This window comes from Mycolicibacter algericus DSM 45454 (assembly GCF_002086455.1).
GTDB classification, from domain to species: Bacteria; Actinomycetota; Actinomycetes; order Mycobacteriales; family Mycobacteriaceae; genus Mycobacterium; species Mycobacterium algericum.
The window spans coordinates 42476-55068 of sequence record NZ_MVHC01000017.1 but is presented as its reverse complement, the minus strand read 5'-3'; the positions used below and the strand labels follow the sequence as shown (position 1 = coordinate 55068).

Here is a 12593-nt window from a genome sequence, read left to right as displayed (position 1 = left end):
GTGCGAATCGAGCGGCTCGGCGACCTGGGCACGGCACCGCAGGTGCTGCGCGCGGTCGGTGACGCCACCGGTCGGTGCGGGCTGCCGCCGCCGGCCGCGTTGACCGGCGAGTGGTTCGGCGCCCGGGCCGTGATCGCTCCCAGTGTGGCCGTCACACCGGTGAGCCCGGGTGAGGTGTTCGACACCGGGGACGTGCCGGCGCCGGGCTCACGCAACGGCGCGGTGGGTGGCGGTTGGATCGGCTATCGGTCCTACCCCGACGCCGGCGCCGACGGCGCAGGCCCCCGGATCCCCGAGGCCGCCGGGGGCTGGACCGACTGTGTGCTGCGCCAAGACGACGAGAGCCAGTGGTGGTTCGAGAGTCTTTCCGGCACCCCGGTGCCGGGCTGGCTGTCCGAGGCGCTGACAACGCCCGCGCCGGAGCGCCGCTGCCGCATCTTCTGGGAGACGCCCGATCGGCAGGCGCACCGCACCGGGGTGCTGGCCTGCCTGGAGGCGATCCGGGCCGGCGAGGTGTATCAGGCGTGCGTCTGCACCCGCTTCACCGGGACCGTCACCGGCGCCCCGCTGGACTTTTTCGCCGACGCCGTGGCCCGAACCGGCCCCGCGCGGGCCGCCTACCTCGCCGGCAACTGGGGCGCCGTGGCCTCGCTGTCGCCCGAGCTGTTTCTGCGCCGCCGCGGCCAGGGCGTGGCATCCAGCCCGATCAAGGGCACGCTGCCGCTCGACGCCCGCCCCTCGGCGTTGCGCGCCTCGGCCAAAGACGTCGCGGAGAACATCATGATCGTGGACCTGGTCCGCAACGACCTGGGGCGAGTGGCCATCACCGGCACCGTCACGGTGCCCGAACTCTTGGCGGTGCGGCCGGCGCCCGGGGTGTGGCACCTGGTGTCGACGGTGTCGGCCCGGGTGCCCCAAGAGCTGACCATGTCCGAATTGCTGGACGCGGCCTTCCCGCCGGCCTCGGTGACAGGAACGCCCAAACACCGCGCACGCCAGCTGCTTTCGGAGTGGGAACCGTCTCGACGTGGCGCCTACTGCGGCACGGTGGGGTTGGCGTCACCGCTGGCAGGCTGCGAACTCAACGTGGCGATCCGCACCGTGGAGTTCGACGCCGCCGGTGGCGCGGTGCTCGGGGTGGGCGGCGGTATCACCGCCGATTCGGATCCCGACGCCGAATGGCAGGAGTGCCTGCACAAGGCCGCCCCCATCGTCGCCGCCGGTCAGTCCCGGGAGCGCAGCACCGCGTCGTAAAGCTCGCGCCGCGACACCGCGCCCGGCACATCGGCGATCGCCTGCGCGCAGGCGTCTTTGACCCGCATTCCATCAGCGGCCAGCCGGTTGACCTCCGCGACCAGCGCCGACAGGTCGGCACGCGGCGTCGCCCCGGCCAGCACGACGGTGATCTCCCCGAGCACCCCCTCGACCGCCCAGTCGGCCAGCTCTGCCAGCGTGCCGCGCCGCACCTCCTCGTGGGTCTTGGTCAATTCCCGGCATACCACCACCTGCCGCTGCCCGCCGAGCTCGTCGACAGCGTCGCGCAAGCAGCCGGCCAACCGCCGCGGCGACTCGAAGAACACGCAGGTGCGCCGTTCGTCGGCCAGCGTGGCCAGCCACGCGCGGCGCGCCGCCGGCTTGCGCGGCGCGAAGCCCTCGAAGCAGAACTTCTCGCCCGGCAGTCCCGATACCGCCAGCGCGGTCGTCACCGCCGACGGGCCGGGCAGGCAGCTCACCGGCAACCCGGCCTCGGCGCACGCGACCACCAGGCGGTACCCCGGGTCGCTGATCAACGGCATCCCGGCGTCGCTGACCACCAGCACGGTGGCCCCGGCCTGCATCTCGGCCAGCAGCGCGGGCACCCGCGCCGCCTCGTTGGCGTCGAACAGGCTGACCACCTTGCCGGCGATGTGCACATCGAGCGCCTTGGCCAGTGTCCGCACCCGCCGGGTGTCCTCGGCAGCCACCACGTCGGCGGTGCGCAGTGCCGCGACCAGCCGCGGCGAGGCGTCACCGGGCTGACCCAGCGGAGTGGCACCCAGCAGCAATCGACCGTCGGCCATGGCGCACAGCCTACGATCGTGGGGATGAGCGCTCCGACCGCTACCAGCTCCGCGGCCGTGCCGGAGCGCACCGCTCCGATGATCAGCCCGGGCCTGCTGATGCCGGTGGCCGACTTCGGGCCGACCGACCGTGCCCGCGGCTGGGCGGTGACCGCCGCGGTCACCACGCTGGCCGCGGTGACCCGGTTCTCGAACCTGTACACCCCGACCGATGCCGGCACCCCGATCTTCGACGAGAAGCACTACGCGCCGCAGGCCTGGCAGATGCTGCACAACCACAGCGTCGAGGACAACCCCGGCTACGGCTTGGTGGTCCACCCGCCGGTCGGCAAGCAGCTGATCGCGATCGGCGAGGCGCTGTTCGGCTACAACGGGTTGGGCTGGCGCTTTACCAGTGCGCTACTGGGGGTACTCGCGATAGCCCTGCTGGTGCGGATCGTGCGCCGGATGACCCGCTCGACGCTGGCTGGCGGGATCGCCGGGCTGCTGTTGGTCGGAGACGGCGTCAGCTTCGTGGCGGCGCGCACCGCGCTGCTGGACGGCTTCTTGACCTTCTTCGTGGTGGCGGCGTTCGGGGCGCTGATCGTCGACCGCGATCAGGTGCGCATGCGCATGCATACCGCGCTGACCGAAGGCCGTTGCGGCGCAACGCCGTGGGGCCCCCGCCTGGGGGTGCGCTGGTGGCGCTTCGGCGCAGGGGTGCTGCTGGGTTTGGCCTGCGCCACCAAGTGGTCCGGGCTGTATTTCGTGGTGTTCTTCGGGGCGATGTCGTGCGCGTTCGACGTGGCCGCCCGCCGGCAGTACCGGGTTCGCCGGCCGTGGCTGGGAACGCTGCGCCGCGATGTAGGCCCCACCGGCTACGCGATGGTGCTGATCCCGTTCGGGGTGTATCTGGCGTCGTATGCGGCGTGGTTCGCCTCGGAGACCGGCGTGGACCGCCACGAGGAGGGCCAGTCGATCGGGCTGGAGAGCCGGTTCCCGGTGCCCGACGCACTGCGCTCGCTGTGGCATTACACCTATCAGGCCTATCACTTCCACTCCGGCCTGACCAACGCCGCCGGCAACCACCATCCCTGGGAATCGAAGCCGTGGGCCTGGCCGATGTCGCTGCGCCCGGTGCTCTATGCGATCGACCAGCACGACGTTCCCGGCTGCGGCGCCCAGTCCTGCGTCAAAGCCGTGATGCTGGTGGGCACGCCGGCAATGTGGTGGCTCGCGGTGCCGGTGCTGGGCTACGCGTTGTGGCGAACCCTGGTACGCCATGACTGGCGCTACGCCGCGGCACTGGTCGGCTACTGCGCCGGCTGGCTGCCGTGGTTCGCCGACATCGATCGGCAGATGTACTTCTTCTACGCGGTGCCGATGGCGCCGTTCCTGGCGGTGCTGCTCGCGTTGATCTGCAGCGATATCGTCACCGGCGGGCGTTCACGCGGCGAGGAGCGGCGCACGCTCGGGCTGATCGCGGTGTGCTGTTATGTCGCGCTGGTGCTGACGAACTTCGCCTGGCTGTACCCGATCCTGACGGGGGTGCCGATCTCGCCGGCCACGTGGAACATGCAGATCTGGCTGCCCAGCTGGTCTTAAAGCGTGTCCGCTCAGCCCTTCAATCTCGACGAATCGAACTGGTGTGCGATAAGCTGGCGGCCGTGGCGGTACCCGTACAGGAGTCGCTGTTCGACCTGAGCGAACGCCGGCAGCTGGGCGACGGCGCCTGGCTCGACGTCCGTCCCAACTGGGTGACGGAAGGCACCGACCTGGTCGCCGAACTGCGATCCGCAGTCCCCTGGCGAGCCGAGCGCCGCCGGATGTATGACCGGCTGCTCGACGTACCCAGGCTGGTCAGCTTCCACGACCTGGCCGCCGGCGATGCGCCGCACCCGGCGGTCAGCCGGCTGCGCCGGCGACTCAACGACATCTACGCCGGGGAACTCGGCGAACCGTTCGCCACGGTGGGATTGTGCCTGTACCGCGACGGCAACGACAGCGTGGCCTGGCACGGCGACACCCTCGGTCGCGGCGCCACCCAAGACACCATGGTCGCGATCGTCAGCGTCGGCGCCACCCGCACGTTCGCGCTGCGTCCCCGGGGCGGCGGCACGGCGCTGCGGCTGTCGCAACACCACGGCGACCTGCTGGTGATGGGCGGCTCCTGCCAGCGCACCTGGGAGCACTCGATACCGAAGACGGCGGCACCCGTCGGCCCGCGGATCAGCATCCAGTTCCGGCCGCGCGGCGTGCGGTAGCGCGAAAGCTCAGACTCATAGCGGCGATCCGCTGCGCCCGGCTGCGCCGCGCTTGCGATCGCCTAGCCGCGCACCGCGGCGACCGCGGCCACCAGCAGCTCGCGGGCTCGGGCGGTGTCGACGGGGATCACCGGCTTGTCCGGCGCCACCAGCGGGTTGGCGGTGACGAGCACCTGATACGGCCCGAAATACGCCGAGTAGTTGTACAGCTCGCCGACGCGCGACTTGCCGCCGGCGACCGCCTCGACCACCCGGTGCACCCCGATGGTCTGCACGCCGTCGATGCGCGGCGCCTCGACGGTTTCGACCAGGCCGCGCATCCGTTCGCCGGCGAAGCCGATCCGGCGGCAGGACTTACCCGGTTCGTTGAACGGGACCGGCTCGGAGGTCTCCAGGGCGATGGTGATGAAGCGGTTGCCGTTGCCCTCGGCAGCCACAGCGGCCATGTTGCCCTGCACACCCTGCGGCAGTTGCTGGCTGACTGCGAACCTCGAGCAGTCGGCGGGCTCGAACTTCAAGCCCGGAGGCAAAGTGTTGGCCGCCAGCAACTTCGGGTCCAGACCGGTCGGCGCGATGGCCTTGACCTGGAACTCCGGACCGAAGGCGGACTTGAGGTCGGCCACTTTGCCGATGTCGGCGGTCACCTCGCCGGGATCAGAGCTGCAGGCGGCGAGCAAGCCGACACAGCCCGCTGCCAGCACCGCGCGAAGGTTCAACATCGCAGCCAATCTACCCAACGCCGACCGTCCCGGGTGGCGGCGGTCACCCTACGGCCTGGATGGCTTGGCGGCCAACCTCTTTGATCTGTTCGGCCACGTCTCGACCGAATGGCAGTTGGTCGTCGCCGGGCACGTCGATCACCGTGGTGACGATGCCCGGATCGTCGCGCTCCCAATAGGCGCCCAGGTGATCCAGGATGGCGCGCATCGGCGCGTTCTCCGAAAGCACCCGCGCGGTGAACTTCTCGATGCCCTCCAGCCGTGCGATGACGGCCACCGCCCCCACCAGGTAGGTGCCGATCCCGCGGCCCTGATAGCTGTCACCGACGATGAAGGCGATCTCGGCGACGGTCGGATTCGCGGTGTCCCGGACGAATCGGCCGTCGGCGACGAACGAGCCGTCCGGCTCGGTGACCACCCAGACGAAGTGGTCGACGTAGTCCACTTCGAACAGGTAGTGCATGAGTGCCGGGCTCGGGGTGCGCGTCGACATGAACCGCCGGTAGAGCGTCTCGCCGGAGAACTTGACGTGGTCCTGGACGGTTCGCGCGCTGTCGCCGGGCAGCACCGGCCGCAGCAACAGCTCGGTGCCGTCGCGGGCCCGGATGGGCACGGCCTCGATGTAGGCGGCGAGCCGCTGACGTGCGGTGCGCACCAGCCTGCCCATGACCTCCGGGATCTGCAGCATCTCGTCGAAGGCCTGCTCGTCGCCGGCCCAGCCGGTCAGCGGCGTCGAGGTGGTGACGGTCGCGGTCCGGCGGCCCTTGCGCAACAGCGCGATCTCCCCGACCACCATCCCGGCCGACACCTCGCTGACCACCACCGCGCCGTCGTCTCCGACATGCTTGACCTGGGCTGACCCCGACGAGATGAGCAGGAAGGACACCGCCGGCTCGCCTTGCCGCATGAGTTCGGTTCCGGTCGTGGCCTGCAGCGGCTGCAAGCCGGTGGCCAGCGGCGACAGCTCGGCGTGGCTGCAACCGGCGAAGATTTCCATCGCTGCGAGCTCCGTGGTGGACAACGCTTCGGTCACTCGGTCTCGCCGCGACATCACCATGGATTGCTCCGCCTTTGTTCGCCAATCAAGGCTAACCGGTGCCCCCGGAGCGGTAATGATTTAACAGCGACGTAACCAACTCGATTCGGCGTTAGCGATTAAGGCGGCTAGCCTGTGCCCGCTGACAGCGACACGTTGAGGAAGAGATCACAAGGACATGAGCGAACTGAATCCGAGGCTGCACGAGATCTATGACGAGGTGCTGCGCCGTAACCCCGGCGAGGCCGAGTTCCACCAGGCCGTTTTCGAGGTGCTCAGCAGCCTCGGCCCGGTGGTGGCCAAGCACCCGGACTACGTCGACAGCGCGGTCATCCGGCGGATGTGCGAGCCCGAACGTCAGATCATCTTCCGGGTGCCGTGGCTCGACGACAACGGCAACGTGCAGATCAACCGCGGTTTCCGGGTGGAGTTCAACTCGGCTCTGGGCCCCTACAAGGGCGGGCTGCGGTTCCACCCGTCGGTCTACCTCGGGATCGTCAAGTTCCTCGGCTTCGAGCAGATCTTCAAGAACTCGCTGACCGGCCTGCCGATCGGTGGCGGCAAGGGCGGGTCGGACTTCGACCCCAAGGGCCGTTCGGACAACGAGATCATGCGGTTCTGTCAGTCGTTCATGACCGAGCTCTTCCGCCACCTGGGCGAGTACACCGACGTCCCCGCCGGTGACATCGGCGTCGGCGGCCGGGAGATCGGCTACCTGTTCGGTCAGTACAAGCGGATCACCAACCGCTACGAGTCGGGCGTGCTGACCGGCAAGGGCTTGACCTGGGGCGGGTCGCAGGTCCGCACCGAGGCGACCGGTTATGGCGCGGTGTTCTTCGCCGACGAGATCCTCAAGACCGCCAAGGACTCGTTCGAGGGCAAGCGGGCCGTGGTGTCGGGCTCGGGCAACGTGGCCATCTACGCGATCGAGAAGATCCACCAACTGGGCGGCGTCGTGGTGGCCTGCTCGGACTCCAGCGGCTACATCGTCGACGAGAAGGGCATCGACCTGGAGCTGCTCAAGGAGGTCAAGGAGGTCAAGCGCGATCGCATCGAGGCCTACGCCACCGCCCGCGGCGGGGCGACGCAGTTCGTCAACAGTGGCGGCTCCATCTGGGATGTGCCCTGCCAGATCGCGTTCCCGTCGGCCACCCAGAACGAACTGGACGGCAACCACGCCGCCACGCTGGCCAAGAACGGCTGCAAGATCATCGCCGAGGGCGCCAACATGCCCTGCACCCCGGATGCCGTCAAGCTGTTCACCGAAGCCGGTGTGACGCTGGCCCCGGGCAAGGCGGCCAACGCCGGCGGGGTGGCCACCAGCGCCCTGGAGATGCAGCAGAACGCCTCGCGTGATTCGTGGAGCTTCGAATACACCGAGCAGCGCCTGGCGGCCATCATGCAGAGCATCCACCACCGCTGTCTGGTCACCGCCGACGAGTACGGCGCCCCCGGAAACTATGTGGTTGGGGCCAACATCGCCGGCTTCATCCAGGTTGCCGACGCGATGACCGCGCTGGGCCTGATCTAACCCCGTTGGCGCTGCGTCCATGGCTTTCAGGGCGGAGTGCACTCGCACCTTTGCGCCGGGGACGCAGAAGTGGGCTCGTTTGCGGACTGTTTGGACGTAGCATCGCCGGTATGACTTGGATTCTGCGCACGGCCGCGCTCGTCGGTGTCGCGTCCATGGCGCTGCTCGGCAGCCCGCCGACAGCCCACGCCGACGACGCCAGCTACATCGCCGCCCTGGACGCCAACGGCGTCTTCCGGTCCGGCCCACCGAACGCCAGACTGTCGGCGGGGCACCGGTTCTGCAACCAGTTGCGCAGCGGCGCCACGGTCGACCAGGTCGTGGACGCTTACGTGCGCCGGCCGTCGTTCGGCGGACCGTCGATGGTCGATGACCTGACGGTTAACCTGCGCCCGGTGATCAACATCGCCCAGCACGAACTGTGCCCTGAAACCCTGACCTAATCGGTGTCGCCCGCGGCGTCACCGGATCTGGACGCGAGTTCCGCGTCGAGCACCTCGTCGATCAGCGGGATGTCGATCGCGTCGTCCGACGCCACCGGTGCCCACCGGCCGGCGTCCAGGTCGTGCTTTTCGGTGAGAAACCGCAGCCGGTAGGCCTGCTGGGCCCGTTCGAAGGTCTGCTGCGCGATACGCGCGTTGAGTCCGCCGTTGACCACCGCGCCCAGCAGCGGAACCGCCTGCGCCAGTTTGCGTTTGGCCAGCCGGAACCCCAGCGCCATGGAAACCTGCCGGATCACGTTGTCGGCTTGCTGCGGCTGGAGTCGCTGCCGCGACGCCCCGCCCATCATCTGCTGTGTCAGCCGCGACAGCGCAGCCAACGCCGCGGCTTTCTCCGCAGGGTCACCCGCGGCGGAATAGGCGATCACCCCGGAGGCGAACGCCTGCTCGTCGGGCACGCGGACGTCGTAACCGTAGTGCGCCGCAACCAACGCCACGATGCGCCCCATCCCGGCCATCACGGCGGTGACGTCAGCAACGACGGCCGACGCCGCGACGGTCAATGTGGTGCCGCCGGTGACAGGACTCGACACGGCCGCCCCCGTCACCGCCAGCGATGACGCCGCACCGCCGGCCATCGCAAGGGCGATGTAGCGTTCCTTGCGCCGCGGCACCGAGCGGTCGCAGTGTTTCAGGTCGAGTTCTCTGACCTCCTCGTAGGACGCCACCGTGACGCCCTCGTCGGCGAACATCGCAAAAACGTCGGCCGGCTTGACCGAATTGAGTCCCCGCTCGACCACGACGGCATGCAGGGTCTCCATGGCCTTGGTGGTCAGATCGTCGACCTTGCCGATGGCGACCGTCGCTCCCGGGATCTGTTCGACCGTGGAGCGGGCTTCGGCGGCCAGCGCTTTGGCGCGTCCGGTGATGCCGCGGCTCAAGCTTTCCAGCGGGCCGGGTCGCTCGGTGCCGGTGGCGGCCTCGAGCAGCGCTTCCCAGGCCCTGCGCTCGTAGTCGGACATGCCGGGCGGGGCGGTATCGGCCACGGAGCACAGCTTACTCGCGGCAATGTTCGCTGACGACCGTCATTGACAGTCGTCAGCAACATTGCCTAGGGTGCGAATATGTCGTCGAGCGAACTGACCGCGCCGCCATCGCGAGCCGTGGGCATCCGGGAGACTCGGCGGCTCGAGACCCGGGCGCGGCTGTTCGAGGCCGCGGTTGCCGAGATCGGCCGATACGGACTCGCCGGCACCGACGTCAGCGCGATCGCCGGCGCGGCGGGGGTGGCGCGCGGCACGTTCTACTTCCACTTCCCCACCAAGGAACACGTCCTCGTCGAGCTGGAGCACAACGAGGAGACCCGAATCGTCGATGAGCTCGGGGCGGCCGACGGCGAGTTGACCGCCGTGCTCACCCAACTCGTGCAGTACGTGCTCAGCGCCAAACGCCGGTTGGGCGCCGTGGTCTTCCAGGACATGCTCGGGCTGCATTTCACCTCGACCCGTCCCGCCGAAGACGAGTTCGCGCAGCATCCCCTCCTGGAGTTCTTGCAGGACGTGATCAGCCGGGCGCAGCACCGGCGACAGGTTTCCTCGGAGCGCGACGCGGGCGAGCTTGGAACGTTCTTCCTGACCGGCCTGTTCGCCCTGTTGGCCACCGGAGCGCACGATGGCGAATTGCTCAAGCGTTATGTGACAACGATTGTCAAGGGAATGGAGAACCGATGAACAGCACCGGCATCGAGGGCTACCGGGAGTTCCTGGCCAGACGTGATGGCGAAGCAGACCTGCTCAACAGGCGGCTGGCCAATCGAGAACGGTTCTTCCATGACCTGGAAGCAAACCCGATCCGCTCTGCGCAGCCCGCCGACCGCGCGACGTTCCTACGCAACCTGCGGCGCCGCCGGCCCGAGCCCGGCCTGGACCGCAAGATGCTGTTCCTGTTGGCGACCGCCAAGCTCAATCAGGCCGAACGGTTCGGCGTCGGACTGGGCGAGACCTACGGACGGAACAGTGACGAGAGCCTGCCGCCCGAGAACGTCTACCTCGAACTCGAGGAGCACTACCACACCCGGCTGCTGGCCTATGCCCTCGACGTATTCGACCTGACGTTCCAAGTCGTGCCGCCGCCGTTTGTGATGCGACAGTTCGTCAAGGCCGGGGTGTTCCTACCCGAGCGGCTCGGCTTCATGTTCGTCGGAGCCGCCGAGATGGCGGGCTGCATCCTGTTCGACGAACTGCGCCGCGTCGGCATCGAGCTGTTCGCCGACGAGCCCGAAGTCGCGGCACGAATCACACTGCTCTACAGCGAGATTCTCACCGACGAGATCGGACACGTCGGCTACTGCGCATCGCGCTGCACCGCGGCCGAGCGAGCGATCATGCGCCGGCTCTACCCGGTGATCGGGCGACTGTTCGCCCGGCAGACCGCTGAGATCAGCCTGTTGATCAACCCGACGGCGTTACGCGCGCGCCTCGATCGGCCCTTTGACGTTGCAGAGCTCACCGAGGGGCTGGACAACGAGACGTATCTCGTCACGCACCCCTGACTGCCCCGATGGGTCGCCGATCTCAGCGGATGTCGAGCTGTAATCGCTCCAGGCGGCGGACCAGGATGCTGGGCAGCCATTGGCCGACGTCGGCCGCCTCGATCCAGCTGGTCTGCTCGAGCAGCATCCGAAACACGATCCGGGCCTCCAGTCGGGCCAGCGCCGCCCCGACGCAGAAGTGCGCGCCCTTGCCGAAGGCCAAGTGCCCTCTGCCGGCGCTGCGGTCGAGCCGAAAGTCGTTGGGGGCCTCGAAATGCCGGGGATCGCGGTTGGCTGCGCCCCACATCAGCAGCAGCCGCGAGTCGGCGGGCAACTCGACGCCGGCCAGCGTGGTATCTGCGACCACGTGCCGATAGTGACCGCGAAACGGCGACTCGCAGCGCAGGGTCTCCTCGAGGAACGCATCCAGCAACTCGGGGCGGGCGCGCAGTTGCTCTTGTACGTGCGGGCGGTCGGCCAGGATCCACGCGGCGCTGCCCAATAGCGAAGCGGTCGACTCGCCGGCGGCGCTGAACAAGGTGAGCATGATGGCCAGTGCTGGAAGCTGCTCCAGTTCACCGGTTTTGGTGCGGGTGGCAAGGTCACCGATCAGTCCCGGCTGAGGGTTTTCGGCCGCCTTCTCGAAGTGCTCGAGAACATAACCGGAAAGCTCCATGGCGGCCACGCCGGCCGCCTCGAGCTGGGACGCACTGACGATTCCGTCGAGCAGGGTGGTGGTGGCGTACCCCAGCCGGATCAACGTGTCGACATCGCCCTCCGGGAGACCGAGCAGGCGGGCGACCACCGTCATCGGCAGCCGGTTGGCCATGGTGCTCATCCATTCGACTTGGCCACCGTCGCCCGCCTCGGCCCACAGTCGCTTGGCGGTGGCTTCGGCGAACTCCTCGATGACGCGCACCCGCTTAGCCGAAAGGTGGGGCAGCAGCAACTTCCGGTGTGCCGCGTGCAGCGGATCGTCAGCGGTGGCCAACGCATGCATCGGTCCACCGAGCGCTCCCATGTCGAACGGCGTCACCGTCCCGTCGTCGTGGTAGACCATCGTCGCCGTCAGGTTCGACGAGAAGTCCTCGACGCGGTCCACGGCCTCGGTGACGGCGTCCCAGCCGCACACCGCGTAGAAGGCAGAATCGCCGATCCGATTCACGCCGCCGCGGCGGCGCATCGTGTCGTACAACGGGTTGGGGTCTTGGATCGCGGCGTGGCCGAAGAAGTCCGTCGCGTCCACCACGGCACTCATGCCCACCAGGCTGTATCGGGCTGGTGACCTGCGTCAACGGTGTCTATCGAAGTTGCGAGGCGGGTCCGAAACGGAGGCGTGCGGGCGTTCTCAGCCGACCGTGCCGACCAGCGCCGGCGGTGAGAGAATCACTGAAATCCTTCTCACGGTGATAAAAAGATGTCATGGATTCTCCCAGGCGAGATGATTGATCGGTGGCAGCCCACGACTGGCTGATCGGCCGGGATCGCCGCAGCGAGGGCGCCGAACGGATTTACGCCGCGGCCGCCGAGCTCATATCGCGTCAGGGCTACGACGCCTTCACCATCGACGCCCTGGCCGCCGTCGTGCACTGCTCGCCGGCGACCATCTACCGCCATGCCGGAGGCAAGGCGGCGATCCGCGACACGGTGCTGGCCAGACAAGCCGAACGTATTCTCGACTCGGTGCGCGACGCCATCACCGGGCTGACGGGGTCGGAGCGCATTGTCACCGCCACCCTCGTCGCCTTACAGCGTCTGCGCGCCGAACCGCTCTCGCAGATCATGCGCGCCATGACCGGCTCTCCCGGCACGGACTGGCTGACCGACTCCCCCGTCGTCGCCCGCTTCGCCGCCGAAATGGTCGGCGACGACAACCCGGATCCGCTGGCCGCGCAGTGGCTGATCCGGGTGTTCCTGGCGCTCTGGTATTGGCCCATCCAGGATGCCGACAACGAGGAGGCCGCGGTGCGCCGATTCCTCGGCCCGCCCTACACACCGGACGCTGCCGCTCGCCAGGGAACATCCTGACCTGCA

13 protein-coding genes are annotated in these 12593 nt (G+C 68.6%); 8 read left to right on the top strand and 5 right to left on the bottom strand.

The window, feature by feature from the left end; genetic code table 11:
- Positions 1-1254 (top strand): aminodeoxychorismate synthase component I, encoded by a 1254-nt coding sequence (locus BST10_RS15370; RefSeq protein ID WP_083038761.1) that lies wholly within the window; start codon positions 1-3, stop codon positions 1252-1254.
- Here BST10_RS15370 and rsmI read toward each other — a convergent pair.
- Positions 1224-2060 (bottom strand): 16S rRNA (cytidine(1402)-2'-O)-methyltransferase, encoded by an 837-nt coding sequence (rsmI, locus tag BST10_RS15365; protein ID WP_083038759.1) that lies wholly within the window; start codon positions 2058-2060, stop codon positions 1224-1226. The genes BST10_RS15370 and rsmI overlap by 31 nt on opposite strands.
- A 24-nt stretch (positions 2061-2084) precedes the next feature.
- On the opposite strand from rsmI, the gene BST10_RS15360 reads away from it, so the two are divergent.
- Together BST10_RS15360 and BST10_RS15355 are read left to right on the top strand one after the other, a co-directional pair.
- Positions 2085-3644, top strand: a complete 1560-nt coding sequence (locus BST10_RS15360) for a dolichyl-phosphate-mannose--protein mannosyltransferase (protein WP_083038757.1) — start codon at positions 2085-2087, stop codon at positions 3642-3644.
- A gap of 62 nt (positions 3645-3706) precedes the next feature.
- Complete coding sequence (locus BST10_RS15355; protein ID WP_193374415.1) at positions 3707-4303, top strand: alpha-ketoglutarate-dependent dioxygenase AlkB; 597 nt, start codon at positions 3707-3709, stop codon at positions 4301-4303.
- Between the two features lie 62 nt (positions 4304-4365).
- Here BST10_RS15355 and BST10_RS15350 read toward each other — a convergent pair whose 3' ends face one another.
- Positions 4366-5022: a DUF5642 family protein gene (locus tag BST10_RS15350; RefSeq protein ID WP_083038755.1), complete on the bottom strand. Its 657-nt coding sequence runs from the start codon at positions 5020-5022 to the stop codon at positions 4366-4368.
- A 43-nt stretch (positions 5023-5065) separates the two neighbouring features.
- On the bottom strand, positions 5066-6079 hold the full coding sequence (locus BST10_RS15345; RefSeq protein WP_083038753.1) for a GNAT family N-acetyltransferase: 1014 nt from the start codon (positions 6077-6079) through the stop codon (positions 5066-5068).
- Between the two features lie 157 nt (positions 6080-6236).
- Between BST10_RS15345 and gdhA the strand changes: the two genes are divergently transcribed.
- Positions 6237-7589 (top strand): NADP-specific glutamate dehydrogenase, encoded by a 1353-nt coding sequence (gene gdhA / locus BST10_RS15340; protein ID WP_013827895.1) that lies wholly within the window; start codon positions 6237-6239, stop codon positions 7587-7589.
- Positions 7590-7699: 110 nt separating this feature from the next.
- Positions 7700-8032: a DUF732 domain-containing protein gene (locus BST10_RS15335; RefSeq protein WP_083038750.1), complete on the top strand. Its 333-nt coding sequence runs from the start codon at positions 7700-7702 to the stop codon at positions 8030-8032.
- Here BST10_RS15335 and BST10_RS15330 read toward each other — a convergent pair.
- Positions 8029-9075, bottom strand: a complete 1047-nt coding sequence (locus BST10_RS15330) for an EcsC family protein (RefSeq protein ID WP_133054435.1) — start codon at positions 9073-9075, stop codon at positions 8029-8031. The genes BST10_RS15335 and BST10_RS15330 overlap by 4 nt on opposite strands.
- A 78-nt stretch (positions 9076-9153) precedes the next feature.
- Here BST10_RS15330 and BST10_RS15325 point away from each other — a divergent pair, with 78 nt between their 5' ends.
- Positions 9154-9759 carry a TetR/AcrR family transcriptional regulator gene (locus BST10_RS15325; protein ID WP_083038745.1) on the top strand — a complete coding sequence of 202 codons (606 nt, stop codon included), beginning with the start codon at positions 9154-9156 and terminating at the stop codon, positions 9757-9759.
- Positions 9756-10580, top strand: a complete 825-nt coding sequence (locus tag BST10_RS15320) for a hypothetical protein (RefSeq protein WP_083038743.1) — start codon at positions 9756-9758, stop codon at positions 10578-10580. Before BST10_RS15325 ends, BST10_RS15320 begins: the two co-directional genes overlap by 4 nt.
- Positions 10581-10602: 22 nt before the next feature.
- Here BST10_RS15320 and BST10_RS15315 read toward each other — a convergent pair whose 3' ends face one another.
- Entirely contained in the window at positions 10603-11817 is a 1215-nt protein-coding gene (locus BST10_RS15315; protein WP_083038740.1) for a cytochrome P450, read from the bottom strand.
- A 194-nt stretch (positions 11818-12011) separates the two neighbouring features.
- On the opposite strand from BST10_RS15315, the gene BST10_RS15310 reads away from it, so the two are divergent.
- Positions 12012-12587 carry a TetR/AcrR family transcriptional regulator gene (locus tag BST10_RS15310; protein ID WP_083038739.1) on the top strand — a complete coding sequence of 192 codons (576 nt, stop codon included), beginning with the start codon at positions 12012-12014 and terminating at the stop codon, positions 12585-12587.
- Positions 12588-12593 lie beyond the last annotated feature (6 nt).

What these genes read in the sequence shown, in the direction of transcription:
- rsmI (WP_083038759.1), bottom strand. Translation starts at nt 2,060, where the DNA reads ATGGCCGACGGTCGATTGCTGCTGGGTGCCACTCCGCTGGGTCAGCCC.
- BST10_RS15360 (WP_083038757.1), top strand. Translation starts at nt 2,085, where the DNA reads ATGAGCGCTCCGACCGCTACCAGCTCCGCGGCCGTGCCGGAGCGCACC.
- BST10_RS15350 (WP_083038755.1), bottom strand. Translation starts at nt 5,022, where the DNA reads ATGTTGAACCTTCGCGCGGTGCTGGCAGCGGGCTGTGTCGGCTTGCTC.
- BST10_RS15345 (WP_083038753.1), bottom strand. Translation starts at nt 6,079, where the DNA reads ATGGTGATGTCGCGGCGAGACCGAGTGACCGAAGCGTTGTCCACCACG.
- gdhA (WP_013827895.1), top strand. Translation starts at nt 6,237, where the DNA reads ATGAGCGAACTGAATCCGAGGCTGCACGAGATCTATGACGAGGTGCTG.
- BST10_RS15335 (WP_083038750.1), top strand. Translation starts at nt 7,700, where the DNA reads ATGACTTGGATTCTGCGCACGGCCGCGCTCGTCGGTGTCGCGTCCATG.
- BST10_RS15325 (WP_083038745.1), top strand. Translation starts at nt 9,154, where the DNA reads ATGTCGTCGAGCGAACTGACCGCGCCGCCATCGCGAGCCGTGGGCATC.
- BST10_RS15320 (WP_083038743.1), top strand. Translation starts at nt 9,756, where the DNA reads ATGAACAGCACCGGCATCGAGGGCTACCGGGAGTTCCTGGCCAGACGT.
- BST10_RS15315 (WP_083038740.1), bottom strand. Translation starts at nt 11,817, where the DNA reads ATGAGTGCCGTGGTGGACGCGACGGACTTCTTCGGCCACGCCGCGATC.